Genomic DNA, 22,037 nt, shown 5'->3' on the forward strand with positions numbered 1-22,037 from the left:
TCGGAATGGATTATGCGCAGGTTTAAAGCGCTAGAACGTCCTTGGCGCGTCTTGTCGGACGCGCGGCGCTCTAGTGTCGGGCGAAAGTGGCGCTCGACAATTGCCGCAACATTACAGTTCGCTTCGGAGGGGCGGATGCTGCTCAAGCAGGCCTGACCTATGCGAGTTCGATTGTCACCCGCGTCCCGGTCGCACCGCTTTCGATGCTGACCTCGCCGCCATGATTTGCGACGATCTGCTTGACGAGGCTGAGGCCGAGACCGGCGCCCTTGCTCTTCGGGGTGACGCGATAAAAGGGCTCGAAAACCAGCTCCCGGTGTTCGTCCGGAATGCCTGGCCCTTCGTCGACGACACTGATCCGGGCGCCGCCGAAAGCCGACACCGAAACCGTGATCATGCCGGCGTTGCCGCCGTGGTCGATGGCGTTGCGCACGAGGTTGCTCACCGCCCGCGGCAGCGCCGATGGGCTGCCCTTGCGTTTCAGGCTCTTGAGCTCGCTCTGAAACGAAATCTGATAGCCGTCGGCAATCGCCAGCGGTGCGAGATCGGCAACGACCGTTCGGGCGACTTCGACGAGATCGATCGTTTCGTGCAGATCGATCGCCTGGTTGTTGCGCTCGAAATCGAGCAGTTGTTCGGCAGTTTCGGCGAGGCGTGCGACGTCATCGAGCAACCGCCTTCGGTCCTGGCCCTCGGGTGTTCCGTCTATCCGCGTCTGCATGATCGCGATCGGCGTCCTGAGTTCATGCGCGGCATCGATCAGAAAGTGCTGTCGTTTGCGGAATTCGTTTTCGAGCCGGTCGAGAGCGCCGTTGAAGGCAATCACCAGCGGGGCGACCTCCTTGGGGATGCCGTCCAGAGGCAGACGTGCATCGTAGCGGCGCGGTTCGATCTCCGATGCCTTGCGGGCGACGTCGCTGACACGGGCCAGTGCGCGCCTGACAATTCGCGGGACGGCAAGGAAAACCGCCGGCAAGGCAACGGTGAGCAGCGAGACATAGATCGGATAGACGGCGCCCATCAGGACAAGGACGGGCCAACCCTTGTCAGCGACGCCGCCAAACAGAACTCGGAGCTCGCCTATGGCAGTTTCCACGTTTTCAACGGAAGCGATCTCGTCCGTGCCGGCCGATCCCCTGATGTCCGCGCCCTCGAACAGATGCGTGAGATGCGCAAGTTCGCCATATGCTGCAGGGATGGCGCCATAAGACACCGAAGAACCGTTCGTCATGGCGGCGACATACCAAAGCCCGTCATACTGCTCCTTGAGCGACACCAGCTCTGGCGTATCGCGTATTTCAAGCTGCCCCTGCGCATCGAGCGCGACGGACCGGGCCAGTACCGCGGTAATATGATCCTCCAGCGCGACATTAGGAGAGAGGATCGTGGCGCCATAAACGCAGAGGCCGAAGATCACCGCCGCCACCACGGCGACGAAGACAATGCTGAGCTGCCAGCTGAGCCGCCACCAAAGCGACGGATTGGCGTATTCCGCCTTGGCCATCATTCTTCCTTCATGAGATAGCCGACGCCGCGGATATTGTGGATTGCAACACCCGCGCCGGCATCGATCAGCCGCTTGCGCAGCCGCGAGATATGCGCGTCGAGCGCATTCGACTGGATTTCCTCTTCGTAATTATAAACCGCCGCCTCCAGCGTCGAGCGCAGCACGGTCTTCTCCTTGCGTCTGGCAAGGGCTGCAAGCACCAGCAGTTCGCGCCGCGGCAGATCGAGCGGCACGCCATCGACGGTGACGCTGAGATGCAGCGGGTCGATCACCATCCGCCCGGCCGTGATCTTGAGTTCGGCCACTTCAGGCGATCGCCGCAGCACGGCCCTGAGCCGCGCCATCAGCTCCTCGACCAAGAACGGCTTACCGAGATAGTCGTCGGCGCCGAGATCGAGCCCTTCCACCCGCTGCCTCGGCTCATTCAGCGCCGTCAGCACGATGATCGGCGTATCCTTGCCCGTCCGCCTGAGCTCCGGAATGAAGCTCAGCCCCTCTCCGTCCGGCAGGCGCCGGTCGAGCAGGATCGCATCGTAGAGGTTCTGCCGCGTCAGTTCGACGGCATCGGCCAAGTGCATCGTGTGGTCGGTGACGATCCCATGTTTGCCGAGTGCGGCCGACAGCGCCTCGGCCAGCTCCCTCTCATCCTCTATCAGCAGTATCCGCATCGCCCGTCCATTGTCTCGCTCACCCCTTCTGTCTGCCACAAGGGTTGCGGCAGCATTGCGGAGCTTGCAAGGCAGCCGGTCATGCTGCCGCAATTGTTGGGGTCCAGCACAAAGAATATTCGCGGCAGCTGGAGATCAAGATGATCCGACATATCCTTCGTCTCCTGACGAGACACTTCCTCTCCGCCTTCATCCTTGCCGCGCTGCTCGCAGCCCCGCTCGTCATTCTGCACACGCTTCACGAAAAGACGGCATTCGAGAACGGCCTACTGATGGAGGTTCGATGATGCAGCGAGCGGACCTCAGGCGGTCTTGCTGTCTGCCATGCAATAGGCCGAGAATGCCTGAAGATAGGCCTGCACCCTGGAATGGTTCTCCGCTGCCTCCACGGCCTTGAACACCTCGGCCGGCTCCAGTTTCATGAGAGGAAGCCTGAGGAAAATATCGCCCGCGAAGCGGTCGGTGATGGTCGCAAGAACAGTGCGAAGGCCCGCCAGCATGTCATCGCCTCGATGCGATGCATGCAGCAGGGCGATCGGCTTATGGACGATCTCATCTCCCGATACGAGCCAGTCGATCGCATTCTTGAGGCCTCCGGGAATGGATCGCACATATTCCGGGCTGGTAAAGATCACCCCGTCGCTCTGAGCGATCACATCGATGAAATCCCGCACGACCTCCGGTAGCCATTCTCCCTCGAGGTCAGGCGAGAATACCGGCAACCGTCCGACGCCGTCGAAGATCGAAAGTTCGATATCGCTGGGCGCTATGGCACGGATCGCCCGCAGCATAGCCGTGTTGGTGGAATTGAGCCGGGCGCTGCCGGATATTGCGAGAATCCTCATGATCCTACCAGGAATCGATTGATCATGGCTGTCAACGCAAAAGGTTAGGTTCGATTGAGTAACGCCAAAAAAGCGACTTTTGCTTGAACTGGCCAAGCCCCGCGTTAGCCTGGATGCTGCTGCCGAATCGGCTGGAATTACCCTCGAGGAAATACACATGACGGCTTTGATCGAGGCACGGGGTGTCAGCAAACGCTTCCGGCAGCACAAGCGATTTCCAGGCCTGCTGGGCGCTTTGAAGACGCTGGTGACCAACGAATACACGGAAGTTCTGGCCGTTTCCGACATCGGTTTCGATATCGCGGCGGGCGAAGCCGTGGGCTATCTCGGCCCCAACGGCGCCGGCAAATCCACGATGATCAAGATGATGACCGGCATTCTGGTGCCGAGTGCCGGCACACTCTCAGTGCTCGGCCGGACGCCGCATCTGAAGCGGATGGACAATGCCCGCGAGATCGGCGTCGTTTTCGGCCAGCGCAGCCAGTTGTGGTGGGACCTGCCGCTGGTTGACAGTTTCACCCTTCACCAGCGCATCTACGACATCCCCGTCGCCCGTTATGCGGATAATCTCCGGCGCTTCAGCGAACTGCTCGACTTGACGCCCTTTCTCGACCGCGCAGTGCGCCAACTCAGCCTCGGTCAGCGCATGCGCGCCGAGATCGTGATGTCACTGCTGCACGACCCCAAGATCCTCTTTCTGGACGAACCGACCATAGGTCTTGATGTGGTCGCCAAGGATGCGGTTCGGCGCTTTCTCGCCGAGATCAACCGCGAGCGCGGCGTCACCATCATTCTCACCACCCATGACCTGCAGGACATCGAGACCATCTGCCCGCGACTGATCATGGTCGATCATAGCAGGCTCATCTTCGACGGCGAGTTGAAGAGCCTGCGCGCGGCATTGGGCTCGGCCCGGCGGCTGACACTCGAATTTGCCAGTGACCCCGGACCGCTGCCATTGCGCACCGCGGCTCTCGTCAGCGACGAGGGCTTGCGTAAGAATTATCTCATCGAGCGTGAAGACATCTCGCTGGTCGCGATCCTGTCGGAGGTCGGCAGCGGGCGCGACCTCAAGGACGTGGCACTGCACGAGCCCGACATCGAAGAGGTCATCCGCACCTTCTACCAGCGCCGCAACGCCGACCAGCGTAGCAATGCCAAGGCCCGGGCATCATGAGCGCCTATTTCGCCTTCGCGCGCAGTTCCTTCCATTCGCAGCTCGCCTACCGCAACGAAGTATGGGCCAATATCTTCGGCAAACTCGTGCAGGTTTTCGCGCGTGTCGCCATCTGGCAGGCGGCCTATGCCGGCATCGGTGGCATCGTCGTCGACGGCGTCTCCCTGCAGCAGATGGTGACCTATGCGCTGCTCGGCGGCGCGGTGATGGGAGCGACCCGCCCTGAAAGGATCATCGGCGAGATAGGCCGGTCGCTCAAGACAGGCGATATCGCGGTTTGGCTGCTCAAGCCCTTGTCCTATCCGCTCTATCTCTTCGCCAACGAATGCGGCAGCTTCGGTTATCGCCTGATGACCCAGGTCATTCCGACGGTGACCTTCACCGCATTGTTTTACGGCATGCTGCCGCCGGCGAGCCTGTTCGATGGCTTGATGTTCGTCGCCTTCTGGGCGCTGTCCTTTACGCTGCTCTTCCTGATGTCGGCGCTCTTCGGCCTCATCGCCTTCTGGCTGATGACGAGCTTCTCGCTTGACTGGATCCTGGGCGCTCTGCTGCAATTGTTCTCGGGCCTGCTGGTGCCCTTCTGGTTCTTCCCCGAACCTCTCGCCACGATTGCCCGCCACCTGCCCTTCGCCTGGGTGGTCTATTATCCCAATGCCGTCTATCTCGGCAGGCTTTCCACTGCCGATGTCTGGCTCCATCTCGGCCTTGGTCTCGGCTGGGCCGCGTTGTTCCTTGCCGGCGTCCTTTGGCTGTGGCGCTGCGCCTCCGGCCGCATCACCGTGCAGGGAGGTTGATCATGCTCATGCATCACCTGCGCGTCCTTCCGCTGCTGGTCCGGATGCATGTCCGCTCCAAGATGGAATATCGCGGCGCTTTCTGGCTCGACCGTCTTGCGCAGATCCTTTCCTATGGCAGCGTCTTCGCCACCATCGGAATCCTGCTTGCCCGCTTCGACACGCTCGGCGGCTGGACCTGGCCGGAGCTTGCGCTGCTGTTCAGCTTCCAACTGCTGGCTTATTCGCTCGGCGCCGCGATGAGCTTCGTGCAGTTGCGCGAGCTCGAAGAACTGGTGCGGCTCGGAACTTACGACACGCTGTTGGTCAAACCTTTCAGCCCTTGGGCCTATCTGGTCTTTTCCGGCCTTAATATCGGCTATGCCGGCCACGTCATCCTCGCAGTGGCGCTGATGGCTTGGGCCGTTCTGTCCATCGACTTCACCTGGTCGATCTGGTCCGCGTCATTCTTCATTGCTGCGCTTATCAGCGCGACGCTGCTGACGGGTGCGCTCATCACCATGATCGGCGCCACGGCATTGATTTGGGTGCGGTCCAACCATCTGTTCTCGATCTTCTTCGGCTTTTGGGAATTGACGCGCTACCCGCTCAATATTTTTCCGGGCGGCATCCAGACCATCCTCATCACCGCGGTCCCGTTGGCCCTCACCAGTTCGGTCCCCGTCGGCGCCCTGCTCGGCAAACCCATCCCGATCCTCGGGGACTGGGCCGGGCCTGTGGCTCTCGTGGCCGGCCCGATCTGGGTGTTGATATCAATCGCTCACTGGCGGTATGCCACCGGCAAATACCAGGGTGCCGGAGGCTGATCGAGCCGACCGACCTCCCTCGTAATCAGGATGCCTGCGACAACGATCTCGCGCGAACCTCTAGGAACGCCGCCGTCAGCTTCGCCAGTACAGGCGAGGTGCATGTGCCGTTGGCGCCGCCGATCGGATCGGCGATGTGGATCTGCCGGAGATCCTCCATGAATTCGTCCCAAAGCGGCTGCCCGCCTTCTTCGAGAAGCTGCGCGCGGATGCTCAGCTCCTCGCTCGCAGGCAAATGGCGCCGCCCCCAGGCGCCGATCATGGCAAAGACGGGCACGAGCTGGATCGCCGGCTCCGCCAGGCTGTAGATCGCTTTCTGGCTGTGGCTCGGGTCGTCCCGCTTGCTGATGAATCCGAGCGAGAGCAGGCGCTTCAGCCTGGCGGCCAGGATGTTGGAGGCAATCCCCTCCTCCGAATGGGTCAGAAGATCGCGGAAATGGCGGCGGTTGCCGAACATGATGTCCCTGATGATGATGAGGCTCCACCGATCGCCCAGCACTTCCATCGTCAGGTTGATCGGGCAGCCCGACCGCAGTTCAATATCCACGATATTCTCTCCTTAAAACTGGTTGCAATATAGGATCACTTATGCGACAACGCAACTAGTTTCAATACGCAATCAGATGGAGGAGAGCATGCCCAAGGTGCGTGTCGCAGCATTTTCCCTTTCCGTAGATGGTTTCGGCGCCGGGCCGGAGCAAAGCATGACCGATCCGCTGGGCAAGCGGGGAACGGAGATGTTCGAATGGTTTTTCCGCACCCGCACCTTCCGCGCGATGATCGGAAAGGATGGCGGTTCTGAAGGCGTTGATGAGGATTATGCGGCTCGCGGCATGGCCAATTTCGGCGCCTTCATTCTCGGGCGCAACATGTTCGGCCCCATCCGCGGCGAGTGGCCGGATGACGTATGGAAAGGCTGGTGGGGGCCAAACCCGCCCTATCGCCGACCTATATCCTGACGCATTATCCCCGCGAACCGATCGTCATGGAGGGCGGCACGACGTTTCACTTCGTCACCGGCGGCATCGAGGAAGCGCTTGACAAGGCGGTGGCTGCGGCCGGCGACAAGGACGTGAAAATCGGTGGCGGCGTCAGCACCGTCCGCCAATATCTGAAGGCTGGCCTGATCGACGAATTGCATTTCGCCATCTCGCCGGTCGTACTCGGCAAGGGCGAAGCGATGTTCACGGGCATCGACCTCCCCGCCCTCGGCTTCCGCGTCGCCGAGCATGTCGCAACCGAACTCGCCACGCATATCGTGCTGGCGAAATAAACGAGCCCGGTCGGTATTCTAGGCGCTTCCAGATGGAACACCTCGGCCGCATCGAAGGCGTCCGCAACATCAAGACGGAAATCCCGATGGAGAATATCAAGCAATCCTGGCAGATACCGCTCTGACGAGCGCCTGTCGGGATCGTTCGGCTGTCACCAAGCCGTGTCAAAATGGCCGTGGTATTGCTGCTGAATGAGCGTAGAGTAAACGCCATCGCTCATCGGATCATCGACACGACCGCTTGCGAGACTATAGGTGCTCTTGCCGTTTCATGGAGGGTACAAAGGTGCTCCTGTCGCTCATCTCGCTCAATGATGATGACATAACCATCGTCACCGATGCCGTTCGGCAATGGTGCTGCGAGAGGAAGCTCGACATCGACAGCATCGAAGGACGCCACGCCATCACCGTCGCCGTCGATCTCGTTCAGTTGAACACCGGCCGCGACAGACTGTTTTCCGAGCTGTCGAAGCAGTTGGACGACCGCTAGAATCCGATCGAAGCCGAGGCGTCCTCCAATGACCGATGTTGAGGATGTCGCGCTTTCCCTTGCCGCCCCGTTGCGTCACCGCCGAGGAGCATCCGCGCCTGAGAGAGCCTCATCCTGAAGGCTCGAAGGACGAGGCGGTCTTTCCGGCGGGAAACGTCATGCCCCGTCCCGGCCAGCCCCAAGCCGTTCGAGGTAGGCGCAAAACATATCGGCCGTGGTGTCGGCATAGACGTCGATCTCGGCAAGGTTCCGAGGAGCCTCCGAGAACTGCTTGCCCACCGTGCCGAGCGTCGTGGTGATCAGCTCGCCGGCGAGCGCCCGGGTCACCTCCGGCGCGCAAGGCAGCACTTCCTGCATGAACAGTTCGACGATGTGGTCTCCCGCTGCCCTCGCCGCCTGCGCCTCCGGTGCATCGCGATAAAGGGGCGCGGCGTCATGGAGCGCCACGCGCATCGCCGCCTCCTCGCACTCCGAGCGGAGAAAGGCATGGACGAGGCGGCGCAGCCGTTCGAGCGGCGGCCTTTGCGCATCGGCGAGGATCCCGCCGAGCATGTCCGTCGTCTGCCGCCATTCGTCACTCTGCAGCCGGAAGAGGATCGCTGCCTTGTTGGGGAAATATTGGTAGAGCGATCCGATGCTGACGCCCGCCCTTTCGGCCACCCGTGCCGTCGTGAAGCGCTGGGCGCCTTCCCGCGCCAAAACCTGAGCAGCGGCATCCAGGATCGCCGCCACGAGCTCGCTCGATCGGGCCTGCTTGGGCTGTTTTCGTGAGGAAATCCGGGCCCTTGGACGATCGGTCATGGCAGCGCTCCGCAATGCGAATAGCAGATGCGACGAATTACTCGTATTTTTCGTCCCACACAAGAAGCTGTCACCAAGGAGATATGACATGACGACACTGACCACCGCCCCGCTGGCACCCCTGCTCGACGGCCTATTCCAACAGGCGGCCGCGGCGACGAGCCCGGCAATGTCAGGCCTATCAGGTGATGAGCGAATGCGCCTGATCGGCAGCAAGACCGAATATCTCGACCTTTACGGGCGCCTTAGGGATCTTTGGCTTCCCGTCTCCAAGGAGGCCGGCGCCCTGCTCTACATGCTGGCGCGAAGCAGCCGCGCACGAACGATCGTCGAATTCGGTACGTCCTTCGGCATCTCGACCCTCCATCTCGCAGCGGCGCTGCGCGACAATGGCGGCGGCCGGCTGATCACCAGCGAGTTCGAGCCGTCGAAGCTGGTCCGCGCCCGCGCCAACCTGACGGCCGGTGGCCTCATCGACCTCGTCGAGATCCGCGAAGGCGATGCCCTTGAGACCCTGAGCACGGATCTCCCGGAAACGATCGACCTGCTGTTCCTCGATGGCGCCAAGGCGCTCTATCGCGATATCCTGGAACTGGTCGAAGACCGCCTGAGGCCTGGCGCCCTCATCATCGCCGACAATGCCGACCTCTGCCCGGAATACCTCGCTCGCGTACGCTCGCCCGCCGCCGGCTACCTCTCGACACCATTCGAAGAGGATATCGAGCTGTCGATGCGGACCTGATGACGCCAGGCCGTTGCCTGGCCGGGCGCGCGTGCCGGCCGGGCAACGGCGCGTTTCATTGTCGGAGCGTCACCGCCGTACAGCGCCGTAGCGCAGCCCGTCGACCAGCAGGGACACCATGCGCCGGGCATGTTCGGACCCTTGGGCGTAGGCGTGCATGCTGAGGCTTGCGGCCGCATTCAAAAGATCCTCGGCGGCGATATCGGTCCGGACCTCGCCGGCGGCAGCGGCGGCGTCGAGAAGCGAGCGAAGGGCCGGCTGAAGCCGCTGCTGGAAGTAGGCGGGCAAGGCATCGAAGGCTGGGTTGCCGGAGTGCAGGGCCGCCGCAAGCCCGCGCTTGGCCGCGATGAAATCCACGAAACGCTGCATCCATCTGGTCAGCGCTTCGCCCGGCGCATGTTCGGCGGCAAGGATCGGCGCAGCGTCGGCGCAGGCGTCGATTTCGCGGCGGAAGACGGCGACGACGAGGTCGGAACGCTCGGGAAAATGCCGGTAGACGGTGCCGATGCCGACTCCGGCCTTCTCCGCAATCTCACGCACCGGGGCATCGACACCGGAGGTCGCAAACACCGTCAATGCTGCCTGAAGCAGCCCGTCGAGATTGCGCTTGGCGTCGGCGCGCACGCGCCTGTCCGCCCTTTCCCCGGGCTTCAGGCCGTCCTCCTGCTCTTTTCTCTCGTCGCTCATCGCTCATCACTTGCAAAACGGAACATTGTTCCGTATACAAACGGAATACGGTTCCGTTTATGCAAGTTAACACAGCGCGATGGTGTTGGCCACATCAATGCGCACGAAGTCCGCCTCCCCAATAAAAGGAACAGACCATGCAATACCGCACGTTTGGAAGAACCGGAATCAAGGTCAGCCCCTATTGCCTCGGCGCGATGATGCTTGGCGCTGCCGGCAATCCCGACCACGAGGATTCGATCCGGATCATCCACAAGGCTCTCGATGCCGGCATCAACTTCATCGACACCGCCGATATCTACAGCCGCGGCGAATCCGAGGAGATCGTCGGCAAGGCGCTCAAGGGCCGGCGCGACGACGTCGTGCTTGCCACCAAGGCACATCTGCCGATGGGCGACGACCCAAACCGGCAGGGCAATTCGCGCCGCTGGTTGACGCGGGCGGTCGAGGATTCGCTCCGCCGCCTGCAGACCGACCATATCGATCTCTACCTGATCCACCGGCCGGCACCCGATACCGACATCGAGGAGACGCTATCGGCCCTCACCGACCTGATACGGGCGGGCAAGGTGCGCGCCGTGGGATCGTCGACCTTCCCCGTCTCGGAAATTATCGAGGCGCAGTGGGTTTCCGAGCGCCGTGGGCTGGCACGTTTCCGCGCCGAGCAGCCGCCCTATTCGATCCTCAACCGCAGTATCGAACGCGAGGTTCTACCCGCCTGCGAGCGTTACGGAATGGGCGCGATGGTGTGGAGCCCGCTGGCGATGGGTATGCTCACCGGCAAATACCGCAGGGGCGCGCCGCAGCCCGACAGCGCCCGCGCCAAACGCTTCCCCAGGCAGATGAACGACGAGCGCCGGCTGGACGCGGTCGAACGGCTCATCCCGCTCGCCCAGCAGGCAGGGCTTTCGCTGGCCCACATGGCGATGGCCTTCGCCATCGCCCATCCAGCCGTCACCTCGGCGATCATCGGCCCGCGCACGATGGAGCACTTCGACGATCTGCTTGCCGGCGCCGGGGTGAGCTTGACGGACGAAATCCTCGACCGGATCGACGCGATCGTCCCGCCCGGCACCGACACCGGCCCGCTGGAGGCGGCCTATAACCCGCCTGCGGTGATACAGCCGAACCTGCGCCGCCGCCCACCCGCCGAGCGCTTCGTCGCCTGATCCTCAGGGGGTGAGGCCCGGCCCTGCGAAGCGGGAGCGATCGATCCAGTGAATCGATCGCAGGGCCGAACGCCCTGAGCCTTGCAAAGAGCCGGGCAGCGGCGCCTTCCTCCCTCCTTCCTGTGCTTGCTACAGGAAGGAGAGGAGAATGGGGAACATCCGCTATCACCTTGACTGGTGTTCCGTTTCAAATTGCCGAGGGCCCCAAACCACGGGCAACACAAAGCGACCTTCGCTTAAAGGCGTTTTTCAAAGAACGTGTCCGGGTATGGGTCGTCATTGAAACGGTCGATCTCACTCCAGCCGGTTCCGCGATAAAGCTGTGTTGCCTCGGGCAGCGCGCTATTCGTATCCAGACGCAGGAGCTTGATGGATAGCTCGGGGGCGATGTTCTCGGCGGCCGTCATAAGGCGCGTTGCGAGCCCAAGGCCACGCGCGGACGGGGCGACCCAGAGCCTTTTGATCTCTGCAACCTCGCCGCCATTGCCCTTCAGCCCGACACAGCCGATCGGCAGGCCATCCGACATGGCCACCAGGAACGCACCGTGCGGACGGATCATATCCTTGGCGTCGGGATCGCGAGAAAGCGATACATCGAAACCCTTCTCGAAGCGGCGTGCAAGTTCGCCGTAGTATTCGTTCAGACAATAGCTGGCGTCCTCGTGCCGAGGGTCTTTCTCCTCGAGCACGATCTGCTCACGTCTTAGCGAGGAAGCGACGATATCCATGGCGCGCAGCAGTTCGTCCGGGCGACGATGGCGCGTCAGAAAGGATTTCGCCTGCGCATTGGAAAGCGCTTCATAAGCCTGAAACTCGGAACGGCCGGTTTCGGTCAGCCTGGCAACGCGGCGACGCGCGTCCTGAGGGTTCGGCACCGTCTCGATGAGACCCTCCTCTTCCAGACTGCGCAGCAGGCGGCTCATCAAGCCGGAGTCGAGACCGAGATAATCGCGGATCACCGCAACATCCGATTGCCCCCGGCCGATCGAATTGAGGACGCGGGCAGCACCCAGCGGACGGCCGCGTCCGAGGAAAGACGTATCGAGAGCGCCGACTTCGGAGGTGACGGCACGGTTGAAGCGACGGACACGAGAGACAGGATCGTAGGTCATATTGTCTGACTTTAGTCAGATAATTGATCCTGTCAATTCAAAGCACTCAAAGGAAGGGCATAAATGAGCCGCGCACTTCCCCGCCATCACATCGCCTCGCCTAAGGGATGGCAACGTCCGCAAGGCCTTCCCGTGTTCCGTTTTGCCCTTCACGCCCTGATCATTCTCATCCTGACGCTGCTGACGCAGATCGGCGGCATCGCCTATCTCGTGGCGCTGGCCGCCTCCCACGCCTGGGGCTTGCGGCGGTTTCTGACAAAGCTTGCGATCTTCCTGCTTTGTTATGCCGGCGCCACTTTTGCGGCGAGCTTCGCCGCGCCGATCTTCGGGCGAGTTCCCCTCTCCTGCGTCGCCGGCGCGACGGACCGGCTCGTGGTCCGCTCCCCGATCTATTGCCTGCTGAACCGCAACTACGTCACACCTGAACTGCGCGATCTGGCAAAGGCGCTTGCCGCCCACATGGACAGAGAATTCCCCGGAACCGTCACCGTCGCGCTGGATGCGAATTTCCCCTTCATGAACGCCTTTCCGCTGCTGCCGCATCTGTCGCATGCCGATGGGAAAAAGCTAGACTTCGCCTATTATTACAAGGATGTGGACGGCGCCTTCCTGAATGGCGCCACCCGCTCCCCGATCGGCTATTTCGCCTTCGAGCAACCCGCCCCCGGCGACGAACTGCCATGCGAAGGGCGCAACGACTGGCTCACCACCCGCTGGAACTTCGATGCGCTGCAGTCTCTGTTTCCGACCTATCGGATCGAGGAGCAGCGCACATCGGCGGCGATCGGCTGGCTGACGAGCGAAGGCGTTGCGAAGTTCGGCCTGCAGAAGATTTTCATCGAGCCGCATCTGAAAAACGCGCTCGGCATCACCGACAGCCATATCCGCTTTCAAGGCTGCCGCGCTGCCCGCCACGACGACCATATTCATATCCAGGTCGACTAATGGCCCGCCTCTGAGGAATGGCCAGGCCGCATCGCCCGGCCCGATCGTCCAGGGGGCGCGGTAAACGGCAATCGGTCCCGAACCCCGTCACCCCTCTCCTTCGGTCTTGGCAAGCAGCCTTGCCAGTTCTTCGAGCTCTTCGGCCGAAAGGTGTCGGAGTTCCGCCGGCGGGCGATAATGCTCCGTCAACAGCTCGTCCTTGGTGGCCGCACCCTTCCTAGTCAGTCGCACCAGCTTGACGCGGCGGTCGTGTTCCGGCGTCACGCGTTCGGCAAGACCCGCACGCTCCAGCCGGTCGACCAGCCATGTCGCGGTCGAGGCGTCGCACCCCCACTGGCGGGCAAGCGCGCTGATCGGTTCCCCCTCGTCGTGCAAGGTGAACAGAGCCCTGGAATCGTTTGGCGTCAGCCCCCTCACCTGAAGGTTTTCCAGCCGCTGCGGCGCCGATTTCATCAAGAGATCGAACATCATCCGCCACGCCGAGGCGGCGGCTCTGGCGTGACGGTCGGAGGCGGAAGACATCAAATATCCTCGCAACATGCTTGAAAAATAATTTTATTACTCAAATTATCGTATCAATCAAACCTTATTGGCGATTTCCCCCGGAAAGTCCAGTGGGCGTCCACCTTGCCAAGGAGCCACGCCATGCGTTCAGCCGTCGCGATCCTCTTCCTGATCGAAACCTGTCTTTATGCCATTGCCTCACTCACCCATGCCGGGCTCATCCTCGAAGACCACGAACACCGGCAGGCGATGATTGCCGAAGCGGTGATATCAGCCGTACTCCTTCTCGGCCTGATCTCGCTCGGCCTTGACCGATCGTGGAGCCGAATGACTGCGATCCTGGCCCAGTCCTTCGCCCTCCTCGGCACCCTCGTCGGCGCCTTCACCATCGCCGTCGGCGTCGGCCCGCAAACCACTCTCGATTACATCACCCATGCCGTGATGATCCTGCTCCTGGTCACAGGCCTGGTCTGGTTGGCAAGGAGCCGGAGCGGCGCCTCTTCTCTCAGATAGGGATCGAGCTACGACGCCTATCTCAACGGCAGTTCGAAGCTTCGCTTCAGCGTTTCCATCGGCACGTCGGTTTTGACGCTGAGGACGCTCGGAATGCGCGTCAGGTGATCGGCCTGAAATCGCCAATAGCTATGCAGATCGGCGGTGACGATCCGAAGCACGGCGTCGCATTCCCCTGTCGTCAGGTAGCATTCCATCACTTCGGGAAACCGCCTGACGGCTTCGGCGAAGCGGAGCGTGACCTCGGCATCCTGGGTCTTGAACCAGACACGGGCAAAAACCGTCAGCCCCGCCCCGACCTTTGCAGGGTCCAGCACGGCGACGTAGCGATCGATGATCCCGGCCTCTTCCAGCAACCGGACGCGACGCAGGCACGGCGAAGGCGACAGCCCTACCTCCCTTGCCAGATCGACATTCGAAATACGCCCGTCACGCTGAAGTACGCGCAGGATATGGCGGTCGATCGGATCCAGGATGACTGGCATTTCATAGCTCCAACTCATGCTGGAATGGCATGATATGCCAAACTTTCGCAATTTTACGGATGCTTCGCAAGCTCATTGCGCAGAGCTTAGCCTATCGTTCCAGCATCGAGATGGAGATGGGTAAATGACGAAGATAGAGAAAATTGTGCTTTCTTATTCGGGTGGGCTGGATACCTCGATCATCCTCAAATGGTTGCAGGAAACCTACGGATGCGAGGTGGTGACGTTCACCGCCGATCTCGGCCAGGGCGAGGAGCTCGAGCCGGCGCGAGCCAAGGCGGAGATGGCGGGGGTCAAGGACATCCGCATCGTCGATCTGCGCGAGGAGTTCGTCAGCGACTTCGTCTTTCCGATGTTGCGGGCGAACGCGCTCTATGAGGGGCAATATCTGCTGGGCAGTTCCATCGCACGGCCGCTGATTGCCAAGCATCTGGTCGGCATAGCCCGGGAGGTCGGCGCGGATGCCGTTGCCCACGGCGCGACCGGCAAGGGCAATGATCAGATCCGGTTCGAGCTGGCCGTCAATGCGCTCGACCCGTCGATTAAGGTCATCGCGCCCTGGCGCCAATGGAACATCCGCTCCCGCATGCAGCTTCTGGAATATGCCGAGAAGCATAATATCCCAGTGCCGAGCGACAAGCGCGGCGAGGCACCGTTCTCGATCGACGCCAACCTGCTGCACACCTCGACCGAAGGCAAGAGTCTCGAAAATCCGGCGGAGGTCGCGCCCGATCATGTCTATCAGCGCACGGTCGATCCGCTCGACGCGCCCGATGCCCCCGAGATCATCACCATCGGCTTCGAGAGGGGCGATCCAGTTTCGGTGAACGGCAAGGCCATGACGCCGGCCGCATTGCTGACCGAGTTCAATGAACTGGGCGGCCGGCATAGCGTCGGGCGGCTCGATCTGGTTGAAAACCGCTTCATCGGCATGAAGTCGAGGGGAATATACGAAACGCCGGGAGGCACGATCCTGCTCGCGGCGCATCGCGGCATTGAATCGATCACGCTCGATCGCGCCGCCGCCCATCTGAAGGATGAAATCATGCCCCGCTACGCCGAGCTGATCTACAACGGTTTCTGGTTCGCTCCCGAGCGGGAAATGCTGCAAGCCCTGATCGACCACAGCCAAGCTTTCGTCAGCGGCGAAGTGACGCTCAGGCTCTATAAGGGAAGTGCCTCAGTCATCTCCCGCGCCTCTCCCTGCTCACTCTACTCCGCCGACCTCGTCACCTTCGAAGAAAGCGCCATCGCCTTCGATCATCACGACGCGGAAGGTTTCATCAGGCTCAACGGATTACGGCTCAGGAGCTGGGCGGCCCGCAACGGCAGATGACCGCCCCATCTTACGTCAGCCAGCGCACTTAACGCTCACGACGCTCCAAACGCCTCCCCCGGCACTTCGACCGACGGGAACCGTACGAAACGAGCCGATTCGGATCTCAATAAGCTGAGAGGGTCAGATGGGCGGCTAGGTCAAGGCCCACATTGACGGCATCTTCCCTGGCGGCTGGCCGAAGCAGTCAAGGCTTCCACGGAGACGCCCCGAAGCCAATTTCAAACGATTTTAAAATAGCCACTCCCAAAGCTAATCGATTTTAATTTTATCGTTAAAATTTTCTTGTTGCAGCGCAAAAGAATTTAGACATTAATTTGTGCGGATGCTCAGTTTATTCGTTGGAGAACTCGCATGACTGTGACATTTCCGCTAACCGAAAAGCGCGACGCCGAGACATTGCTGAAACACCTGACGTCGCACAATCTCAGCGTTCCGGGAAACTGCGTCGTGTCGCTGAAGGCGCACATCGCCCAGGTCTCATCCTCTCATACGACCGCGCTCGGCACCGCCCGTACCGCCTGGTAGGGATTAATGTCGCCGCATCGCCGTCGACAATAGGATCGAGCAATCTCGGCTGGATCGCCCACGCGGAGATCCGTTAAGCCGAGCGCGTTGACAGCTTATCTCGCGGCAGGCAGCCCCATGCCGGCGAGCTTCAGGATATCCTCGAGCTTTGCGTCCGGATCGGCGCCGGGTTCGACCTGGCCGTCGATCATCAGCAAGGCAAGGCCATGCGTCAGCGACCAGAGAAAGAGCGCGGCGTTCGGCACGTCTCCGGGCGTCAGCCGCTTTTCCAGGTCGTCCTTCATCTGCCGGTAGACCCCTATCCGCAAGCCGCGTATCGCCTCGTTTCCCTTGGAATAGGCCTGAAATCCCTCCCCGAACATCAGCCGATAGAGACCGGGATTCGCACGGGCAAAGGCGACATAGGCGATGCCGCCGGCGAGCAGATGACGCCGAGGACCGGCTAGCGCCGCATCGATGCCTTCGCTCAACTCGGCAAACCCTTGTTCGGCAAGTGCCGCCGCGATGGCGTCCAGGCTGTTGAAATAATGGTATGCCGCCGGAGCCGAGACGCCGGCGCGGCGGCCGATCTCCCGCATGCTCAGCGCCGCCGGCCCCCCCTCCTCAAGCAGCGCCCGCGCCATAGACAGCAGTGTGGGGCGCAAATTGCCGTGATGATAGCGGGGCGATCCGTCGTGCGTGGCCATGTCTCGATCTAATCTTTACAGTGTTAAAATCATGCTCTAGTCTGCCTCCAATGACAAGGGCATGATGAGAAGAGATCGCGATTGGGGGCTGTATCCCCAACGCCTGTTTTTTTGAGGGCGCGGCATCCTCCAACCCACCCCATCCTGAGGTGTGCAGCCCGCAAGGCGAAGCCTCGAAGGACACGCTCAACACGGCTCCTTGAATGCATCCGACGCCGCCTCGCTCTTCGAGGCACTGCGGTCACCTCAAGGTGAGGCTCTCTTGAGCGCCGCGTTCCCGGCACTGACAAGGTTTACAGACCAACGTTTACAGAGAAAGAGGCCTTCATGCGTGCATCCGAACCAAGCCGCACCGCGATGGGCGCGGCAGCCTATCGAGCAGCACATCAGAGCGCGGATGGCGGCGCCATCTTCTTAGACCCCTATGCCCGCCGCATCCTCGGCGAGGCGGCCTGCGCCGAGGCCGATCTGAAAGCCCAGGACCCCGCCACGCGATCCTTTCGCCTGTTCATGGCGGCGCGAAGCCGATATGCCGAAGAATGCCTTGACCTCTCCGTCGCAAGGGGCGTCAGGCAAGCCGTCATCCTCGGCGCCGGGCTCGACACCTTTGCACTGCGCAATCCCCATGCCGGCCTGAAGGTCTTCGAAGTCGATCATCCTGCGACGCAGAGCTGGAAGCAGATGCGGCTCAGCGAGACCGGACTGACACAAAGCCTGCCGACATTCGTTCCTGTCGATTTCGAACATGAGGATTTGAAAACGCGTCTCGTCGATTCCGGCTTCGAGCCCGAGGCACCGTCCTTCTTCATCTGGCTTGGCGTCGTGCCATATCTCACGGAGGCGTCGGTCTTTACGCTGTTGCGCTTCGTCGCCGGCCTGCCGAGCGCATCCATCGTCTTCGACTACAGTGAACCCCTCGAAAACTATTCGCCCGAACGCCGTGCCCGCGCCGCGGAAATGGGCGCGCGCACGGCCGCGGCCGGCGAGCCATGGCTGACGCACTTCGATCCGAAGGAAATTGCGGAGCGATTGCTGAGCCTGGGCTTCACATCTCTGGAGGATATCGGCCCGACCGAAATGGCAAGACGCTTCTTCGGCCTTCCCCGGGATGCGGCGGACCGCGGCGCCGGTCCCCACGTGATACTCGCCGGGAAACAGGGAAATCCCCGAGACGTCGAGTTGCGGCAATCGAGCTGGCCTCAGCTATCGTAGACGACAGCAATCTTGTTTCCGGCGGGGTCACGCACGTAAGCGGAATACCAGTTCGGCCCGTAGTGCGGACGTAAACCAGGTGCGCCTTCGTCCGTTCCGCCGTTGGTCATGGCAGCATCGTAAAAAGCATCCACCTCGGCGCGGGACTTGGCCATGAAAGCGACCATCGAGCCATTTCCGGCGCTCGCCAGTTCGCCGTTGAACGGTTCGCAAACCCATAGAACGAAACCTTCACCCTTCCCACCTTCGGAATAAGCGCTCCATCCGGGAAATTCCCGATGTTTGCTCCATCCGATCGTTGCCAGGGTCGCATCATAAAAACCATTCGATTTGACGGAATCGACTGCACCGACGGTTGCGTAGACGCTCATGATCCTCCCTTTCGATCTCCAAGATCGGAAGAATTCATATCGCAAACATGCGAACACAACAAGAACAGTTGGCCGCATTTTCCGCAGAAGGTCAGCGACCAATCGCAACGGACGGTTATTGCCGTGTCTGCAAAAATTCCTATTCTGGGCAGCGCCGATGGCGACAAAAACCTGAGGCTTCATGGCCATTTGCGACAGGAAATTTGGATCACATCATGACGACTCTGAGCCGCCCTGATCTCAGCGACATCCACCGTGGCGACTGGGTGGATCGCCGGTTGCCGGCCGCATGGCGGCCATACACGCGGTTGGCGCGGCTGGATCGCCCGGTCGGAATATGGCTGACGCTGTTCCCGTGCTGGGCCGCCCTTATCCAGGCATCGCACGGTCTCCCGGATCTCAGGCAATTGGCGATCTTCTCTCTCGGCGCTCTTCTTATGAGAAGTGCCGGCTCCACGGTCAACGACATCGCCGATCGGAAGTTTGACGGCCATGTCGAGCGGACTCGCTTTCGACCTCTGGCAAGTGGAGAGATCGTCGCGCTACAGGCCTTTATCTTCCTGACCGTTGAACTCGCACTGGCGGCTTCGCTTCTGTTTTTCCTGACGCCCTACACACGCCTTATCGCGATATGTGTCCTGCCGCTTGTCTTCGTTTATCCGCTCTGCAAGCGTTTCACCCACTGGCCCCAGGCCGTCCTGGGCGCGGCGTTCAACTGGGGGATGCTGATGGCATGGGCCGAGGCTGCAGGACATATCCCGGTTGGCGCCGTGCTGATGTGGGCCGGGGCCATCACCTGGCAGATCGGCTATGATACGATCTATGCCTATGTCGATCTGAAGGACGACACCCGTCTTGGCCTGAAATCGACGGCAATTCTGTTCGGCCGGCAGGGCAAGACCTTGATCGGCCTGTTCTATGCTCTGGCGGTCGGCGCGTGGTCACTCGGGGGCTGGCTATTGGAAATGTCGCCGCCTTATGCGATCGGAATACTGGTGATCGCCGTCCATCTTGCCTGGCAGACCCGGCGGATCGATCTTGCCCGCCCGGACATAAATTATCGCCTGTTCCCGGCGAATATCCTGACGGGGGTGCTGCTCGCCTGCACGGCATTCGCTGGAACATGGTAAGCGGCTTGATGGATTTGAAAGATTGGACGCGGCACCGATGAGCTATCCCAAACACAGTGTGCTCGCCGCGGCCATCGTGCTGGCAGCAACGATGACATCCCTGCATCCGGCGCATGCGCAACCATGCGAGCAGGAGAGCTTCGAAGAGGCGAAATACGTCGTCTGCACACTGGAACCGGGCAAAGCCGACCTGCGATTGTTCTGGAAGAACGCTAATGGCGCGCCATACCGCGCTTTTTCAAGCCTGGCCGAAGCCGTTCGCGCCGAAGGGCGAACGCTGGCTTTCGCCGTCAACGCCGGGATGTACCGGGCTGATTTTTCGCCGATGGGACTTTACGTCGAGAACGCCAGGGAATTGCAGCCCGCCAATACGACGGAGGCCGAAAGCTCCTCGGGTCAGGTGCCGAATTTTTATAAGAAGCCGAACGGCGTGTTCTTTCTGGGTGAAGCAGGCGCCGGGATACTCCCGACCGATGAATTTCTGAAGCGCCGGCCCAAGGTGCTGTTCGCCACCCAGTCCGGCCCGATGCTTGTCATCGCCAACAAATTGAACCCGATCTTCATCGTCGGCTCGACAGACCGGACCCGCCGCAACGGTGTCGGCGTCTGCGAGCGTGGCACAGTTCGTTTCGCGATCAGCGAAGACGGGGTGAATTTCCACGATTTCGCACGGCTCTTCCGCGACCATCTGAAATGCCCCGATGCCTTGTTTCTCGATGGCGGACGCGGTGTCGGACTTTACAATCCGGCAATGGGCCGCAACGACCGATCCTGGCACGGCGGCTACGGCCCTATCTTTGGGCTTGTCGAATAGGCTGATCGATGGGAAGTCCTCAGGAGGAGATGAGTGTGACTGATCCAGCTTCGATGTTCCTTGATCTCGCCACGGTTCCGCAGGGTTCCAAAGCAAGATCTGTCGAGCTCGCGACGGCAGACAAGGTCGGCCGGACGGCTCTGAGCGTGACGTTCGATGAGCGCACGGCCCGAGGCACCCCGAATATCGACTACATCGACATGCCGACGTTTCTCGAACTGCCGATCGAGTTTGAGAACGGCGAGATTTCGGTCGACATCCTGGGCGAGCTCCGAGCAGATGCGCCCGACTACGCAAGAGCATTCGCAGGGGTCGCCTATCGCATAACCGAAACCGGATTCGAAGCCGTTTACCTAAGGCCCCTGAATGGTATCCGGCTTGAGCCTCATCCTCCGCGCTCGCGTCGGGCCGTCCAGTATTTCTCCTATCCTGATTGGCGGTTCGAGCGTCTGCGCGAGGAATATCCAGACGGACGTTATGAGGCCGGAGCCGATATCAGACCCGGCGAATGGATAGCGTTGACTCTTCGGATTCAGGATGATCACGTCGCCGCGTCCGTAAACGGCGAGACGGTTCTGGCGATAACGAAGGCCAAGTCACCGCCTTCGACCGGCCGCATCGGCGTGTTCGTCGACATCGGAAGCCAAGCCTATTTCTCGAACTTGAGGGTAAGCTCCTAGTTCATGTAAGCCCGCCGCCATCCGATCACTGCAAGACCCGGCAGCGGAAGCCGCCGTCCTTCACAAAGCTAGCTCTTCCCCGCACGCGCCATTTCGGCGCGCATCCAGCTCGAATCTCGCCATGTGGAGAGCCAGATCATCAGGTCGGTCAGGGCGCCGACGACGGGCAGGAGCAGGGCGTGGCTGAGGCCCCGCCCTTTCTGGCTGCTTTCGGCCGTCCTGAGATGCGCCAGTTCCTGTTCCTGGATCGACGCGATGAGGGCGTGAAGCTCGGGATCGCGCTTTGCAAGGAAAGCCAGCTGGTCTTCGAGATGGCGATGAACCGTGCTTTCGACTGCCTCGGTGCAAATCCAGATCATGTTGCGCCCGGCAAGCGCCGTCAGGAAGCCGAGCACAGAACCGCCGAGACTCCAGAACGCCATGACACGACAGGGCTTGGCGCTCCTTGCAGGCATCGCCTCGCGAAACAGGCGGCAATGGTCGATCTCGTCCCGACGCATCTCTTCAAGCGCCGGCACGATGTCGGGAAACAGCCGCCGGGCCACCAGGATCTGGGCGCCATAGATCCTGATAGCGCCAAACTCGCCCGCATGGTTGACCTTCAAAATGCGACGGATGGTGACATCGGGGTCGCGGCTGCCCGACCTGCTCGACGGATTGATCATGACCACCCTGCCCCCGGTTCCCTTGCGGGCAATAGGCAGGACGGCCGCCGTGGCCGTCAAGGGGTGCGGCGACGGAGAAGGTCTCGATCCCCTA

27 protein-coding genes and 1 pseudogene are annotated in these 22,037 nt (G+C 61.3%); 16 read left to right on the top strand and 12 right to left on the bottom strand.

Annotated elements, in window-relative coordinates:
• Positions 1 to 157: 157 nt before the first annotated feature.
• Together J3P73_RS15195 and J3P73_RS15200 are read right to left on the bottom strand one after the other, a co-directional pair.
• The gene (locus J3P73_RS15195; protein WP_130692088.1) at positions 158 to 1,507 is read right to left on the bottom strand and encodes a sensor histidine kinase; all 1,350 of its coding nucleotides are present in this window, start codon (positions 1,505 to 1,507) and stop codon (positions 158 to 160) included.
• The gene (locus J3P73_RS15200) at positions 1,504 to 2,175 is read right to left on the bottom strand and encodes a response regulator transcription factor (RefSeq protein ID WP_075226063.1); all 672 of its coding nucleotides are present in this window, start codon (positions 2,173 to 2,175) and stop codon (positions 1,504 to 1,506) included. Before J3P73_RS15200 ends, J3P73_RS15195 begins: the two co-directional genes overlap by 4 nt.
• Positions 2,176 to 2,315: 140 nt before the next feature.
• Between J3P73_RS15200 and J3P73_RS15205 the strand changes: the two genes are divergently transcribed.
• Complete coding sequence (locus J3P73_RS15205; protein WP_165418121.1) at positions 2,316 to 2,462, top strand: hypothetical protein; 147 nt, start codon at positions 2,316 to 2,318, stop codon at positions 2,460 to 2,462.
• A gap of 15 nt (positions 2,463 to 2,477) precedes the next feature.
• On the opposite strand, the gene J3P73_RS15210 is transcribed toward J3P73_RS15205, so the two are convergent.
• Positions 2,478 to 3,020: an NADPH-dependent FMN reductase gene (locus tag J3P73_RS15210; RefSeq protein ID WP_130692090.1), complete on the bottom strand. Its 543-nt coding sequence runs from the start codon at positions 3,018 to 3,020 to the stop codon at positions 2,478 to 2,480.
• Positions 3,021 to 3,177: 157 nt separating this feature from the next.
• On the opposite strand from J3P73_RS15210, the gene J3P73_RS15215 reads away from it, so the two are divergent.
• Genes J3P73_RS15215 through J3P73_RS15225 form a run of 3 tightly spaced genes read left to right on the top strand, consistent with a single transcriptional unit; the run spans position 3,178 to position 5,800 of the window.
• A complete protein-coding gene (locus J3P73_RS15215) occupies positions 3,178 to 4,197 on the top strand; it encodes an ABC transporter ATP-binding protein (RefSeq protein ID WP_130675312.1) in 1,020 nt (339 codons plus the stop codon).
• Positions 4,194 to 4,994: an ABC transporter permease gene (locus J3P73_RS15220; protein WP_130661808.1), complete on the top strand. Its 801-nt coding sequence runs from the start codon at positions 4,194 to 4,196 to the stop codon at positions 4,992 to 4,994. Before J3P73_RS15215 ends, J3P73_RS15220 begins: the two co-directional genes overlap by 4 nt.
• A 2-nt stretch (positions 4,995 to 4,996) precedes the next feature.
• Complete coding sequence (locus J3P73_RS15225) at positions 4,997 to 5,800, top strand: ABC transporter permease (RefSeq protein WP_130675313.1); 804 nt, start codon at positions 4,997 to 4,999, stop codon at positions 5,798 to 5,800.
• A gap of 25 nt (positions 5,801 to 5,825) precedes the next feature.
• Here the strand turns inward: J3P73_RS15225 and J3P73_RS15230 are convergent, their stop codons facing one another.
• Positions 5,826 to 6,347 carry a winged helix-turn-helix transcriptional regulator gene (locus J3P73_RS15230; RefSeq protein WP_130692092.1) on the bottom strand — a complete coding sequence of 174 codons (522 nt, stop codon included), beginning with the start codon at positions 6,345 to 6,347 and terminating at the stop codon, positions 5,826 to 5,828.
• 88 nt (positions 6,348 to 6,435) lie between these two features.
• Between J3P73_RS15230 and J3P73_RS15235 the strand changes: the two are divergent.
• Together J3P73_RS15235 and J3P73_RS15240 are read left to right on the top strand one after the other, a co-directional pair.
• Positions 6,436 to 7,073: pseudogene (locus J3P73_RS15235) on the top strand (dihydrofolate reductase family protein).
• 286 nt (positions 7,074 to 7,359) lie between these two features.
• The gene (locus tag J3P73_RS15240) at positions 7,360 to 7,563 is read left to right on the top strand and encodes a hypothetical protein (RefSeq protein WP_128400519.1); all 204 of its coding nucleotides are present in this window, start codon (positions 7,360 to 7,362) and stop codon (positions 7,561 to 7,563) included.
• A 156-nt stretch (positions 7,564 to 7,719) separates the two neighbouring features.
• Here the strand turns inward: J3P73_RS15240 and J3P73_RS15245 are convergent, their stop codons facing one another.
• Positions 7,720 to 8,364 carry a TetR/AcrR family transcriptional regulator gene (locus J3P73_RS15245; RefSeq protein ID WP_130692096.1) on the bottom strand — a complete coding sequence of 215 codons (645 nt, stop codon included), beginning with the start codon at positions 8,362 to 8,364 and terminating at the stop codon, positions 7,720 to 7,722.
• 88 nt (positions 8,365 to 8,452) lie between these two features.
• Between J3P73_RS15245 and J3P73_RS15250 the strand changes: the two genes are divergently transcribed.
• Positions 8,453 to 9,106 carry an O-methyltransferase gene (locus J3P73_RS15250; RefSeq protein ID WP_130692098.1) on the top strand — a complete coding sequence of 218 codons (654 nt, stop codon included), beginning with the start codon at positions 8,453 to 8,455 and terminating at the stop codon, positions 9,104 to 9,106.
• A gap of 69 nt (positions 9,107 to 9,175) precedes the next feature.
• Here J3P73_RS15250 and J3P73_RS15255 read toward each other — a convergent pair whose 3' ends face one another.
• Complete coding sequence (locus tag J3P73_RS15255) at positions 9,176 to 9,793, bottom strand: TetR/AcrR family transcriptional regulator (RefSeq protein WP_130692100.1); 618 nt, start codon at positions 9,791 to 9,793, stop codon at positions 9,176 to 9,178.
• Between the two features lie 137 nt (positions 9,794 to 9,930).
• Here J3P73_RS15255 and J3P73_RS15260 point away from each other — a divergent pair, with 137 nt between their 5' ends.
• Positions 9,931 to 10,962 carry an aldo/keto reductase gene (locus J3P73_RS15260; RefSeq protein WP_130692102.1) on the top strand — a complete coding sequence of 344 codons (1,032 nt, stop codon included), beginning with the start codon at positions 9,931 to 9,933 and terminating at the stop codon, positions 10,960 to 10,962.
• 236 nt (positions 10,963 to 11,198) lie between these two features.
• Here J3P73_RS15260 and J3P73_RS15265 read toward each other — a convergent pair whose 3' ends face one another.
• The gene (locus J3P73_RS15265) at positions 11,199 to 12,074 is read right to left on the bottom strand and encodes a bifunctional helix-turn-helix transcriptional regulator/GNAT family N-acetyltransferase (RefSeq protein WP_075226069.1); all 876 of its coding nucleotides are present in this window, start codon (positions 12,072 to 12,074) and stop codon (positions 11,199 to 11,201) included.
• Between the two features lie 63 nt (positions 12,075 to 12,137).
• Here J3P73_RS15265 and J3P73_RS15270 point away from each other — a divergent pair, with 63 nt between their 5' ends.
• Positions 12,138 to 13,019 (top strand): hypothetical protein, encoded by an 882-nt coding sequence (locus J3P73_RS15270; RefSeq protein ID WP_207579656.1) that lies wholly within the window; start codon positions 12,138 to 12,140, stop codon positions 13,017 to 13,019.
• Positions 13,020 to 13,106: 87 nt separating this feature from the next.
• Here the strand turns inward: J3P73_RS15270 and J3P73_RS15275 are convergent, their stop codons facing one another.
• A complete protein-coding gene (locus J3P73_RS15275) occupies positions 13,107 to 13,541 on the bottom strand; it encodes a MarR family winged helix-turn-helix transcriptional regulator (protein ID WP_018074434.1) in 435 nt (144 codons plus the stop codon).
• A 123-nt stretch (positions 13,542 to 13,664) separates the two neighbouring features.
• On the opposite strand from J3P73_RS15275, the gene J3P73_RS15280 reads away from it, so the two are divergent.
• Positions 13,665 to 14,036, top strand: coding sequence for a hypothetical protein (locus J3P73_RS15280; protein ID WP_018074433.1), 372 nt, complete (start codon positions 13,665 to 13,667; stop codon positions 14,034 to 14,036).
• Positions 14,037 to 14,053: 17 nt separating this feature from the next.
• Here J3P73_RS15280 and J3P73_RS15285 read toward each other — a convergent pair whose 3' ends face one another.
• Positions 14,054 to 14,521 (bottom strand): Lrp/AsnC family transcriptional regulator, encoded by a 468-nt coding sequence (locus J3P73_RS15285; protein WP_003540841.1) that lies wholly within the window; start codon positions 14,519 to 14,521, stop codon positions 14,054 to 14,056.
• A 124-nt stretch (positions 14,522 to 14,645) separates the two neighbouring features.
• Here J3P73_RS15285 and J3P73_RS15290 point away from each other — a divergent pair, with 124 nt between their 5' ends.
• Both J3P73_RS15290 and J3P73_RS15295 read left to right on the top strand, forming a co-directional pair.
• On the top strand, positions 14,646 to 15,857 hold the full coding sequence (locus tag J3P73_RS15290) for an argininosuccinate synthase (protein WP_130692106.1): 1,212 nt from the start codon (positions 14,646 to 14,648) through the stop codon (positions 15,855 to 15,857).
• A gap of 354 nt (positions 15,858 to 16,211) precedes the next feature.
• Positions 16,212 to 16,385, top strand: a complete 174-nt coding sequence (locus J3P73_RS15295; RefSeq protein WP_018074431.1) for a hypothetical protein — start codon at positions 16,212 to 16,214, stop codon at positions 16,383 to 16,385.
• 95 nt (positions 16,386 to 16,480) lie between these two features.
• Here J3P73_RS15295 and J3P73_RS15300 read toward each other — a convergent pair whose 3' ends face one another.
• Positions 16,481 to 17,071 (bottom strand): TetR/AcrR family transcriptional regulator, encoded by a 591-nt coding sequence (locus J3P73_RS15300; RefSeq protein ID WP_018074430.1) that lies wholly within the window; start codon positions 17,069 to 17,071, stop codon positions 16,481 to 16,483.
• A 327-nt stretch (positions 17,072 to 17,398) separates the two neighbouring features.
• On the opposite strand from J3P73_RS15300, the gene J3P73_RS15305 reads away from it, so the two are divergent.
• Entirely contained in the window at positions 17,399 to 18,283 is an 885-nt protein-coding gene (locus J3P73_RS15305) for a class I SAM-dependent methyltransferase (RefSeq protein WP_018074429.1), read from the top strand.
• Here J3P73_RS15305 and J3P73_RS15310 read toward each other — a convergent pair.
• Positions 18,271 to 18,654 (bottom strand): VOC family protein, encoded by a 384-nt coding sequence (locus J3P73_RS15310; protein WP_130661822.1) that lies wholly within the window; start codon positions 18,652 to 18,654, stop codon positions 18,271 to 18,273. The genes J3P73_RS15305 and J3P73_RS15310 overlap by 13 nt on opposite strands.
• 215 nt (positions 18,655 to 18,869) lie before the next feature.
• On the opposite strand from J3P73_RS15310, the gene ubiA reads away from it, so the two are divergent.
• Genes ubiA through J3P73_RS15325 form a run of 3 tightly spaced genes read left to right on the top strand, consistent with a single transcriptional unit; the run spans position 18,870 to position 21,278 of the window.
• Positions 18,870 to 19,784: a 4-hydroxybenzoate octaprenyltransferase gene (ubiA, locus tag J3P73_RS15315; RefSeq protein ID WP_018074427.1), complete on the top strand. Its 915-nt coding sequence runs from the start codon at positions 18,870 to 18,872 to the stop codon at positions 19,782 to 19,784.
• Between the two features lie 37 nt (positions 19,785 to 19,821).
• Positions 19,822 to 20,598, top strand: a complete 777-nt coding sequence (locus tag J3P73_RS15320; RefSeq protein ID WP_027689172.1) for a phosphodiester glycosidase family protein — start codon at positions 19,822 to 19,824, stop codon at positions 20,596 to 20,598.
• Positions 20,599 to 20,651: 53 nt separating this feature from the next.
• Positions 20,652 to 21,278 carry a 3-keto-alpha-glucoside-1,2-lyase-like domain-containing protein gene (locus J3P73_RS15325; RefSeq protein WP_018074425.1) on the top strand — a complete coding sequence of 209 codons (627 nt, stop codon included), beginning with the start codon at positions 20,652 to 20,654 and terminating at the stop codon, positions 21,276 to 21,278.
• Positions 21,279 to 21,346: 68 nt separating this feature from the next.
• On the opposite strand, the gene J3P73_RS15330 is transcribed toward J3P73_RS15325, so the two are convergent.
• Positions 21,347 to 21,943 carry a demethoxyubiquinone hydroxylase family protein gene (locus tag J3P73_RS15330; RefSeq protein ID WP_130692108.1) on the bottom strand — a complete coding sequence of 199 codons (597 nt, stop codon included), beginning with the start codon at positions 21,941 to 21,943 and terminating at the stop codon, positions 21,347 to 21,349.
• Positions 21,944 to 22,037 lie beyond the last annotated feature (94 nt).

This window comes from Rhizobium ruizarguesonis (assembly GCF_017357285.1).
In the GTDB taxonomy this organism is placed as follows: domain Bacteria; phylum Pseudomonadota; class Alphaproteobacteria; order Rhizobiales; family Rhizobiaceae; genus Rhizobium; species Rhizobium ruizarguesonis.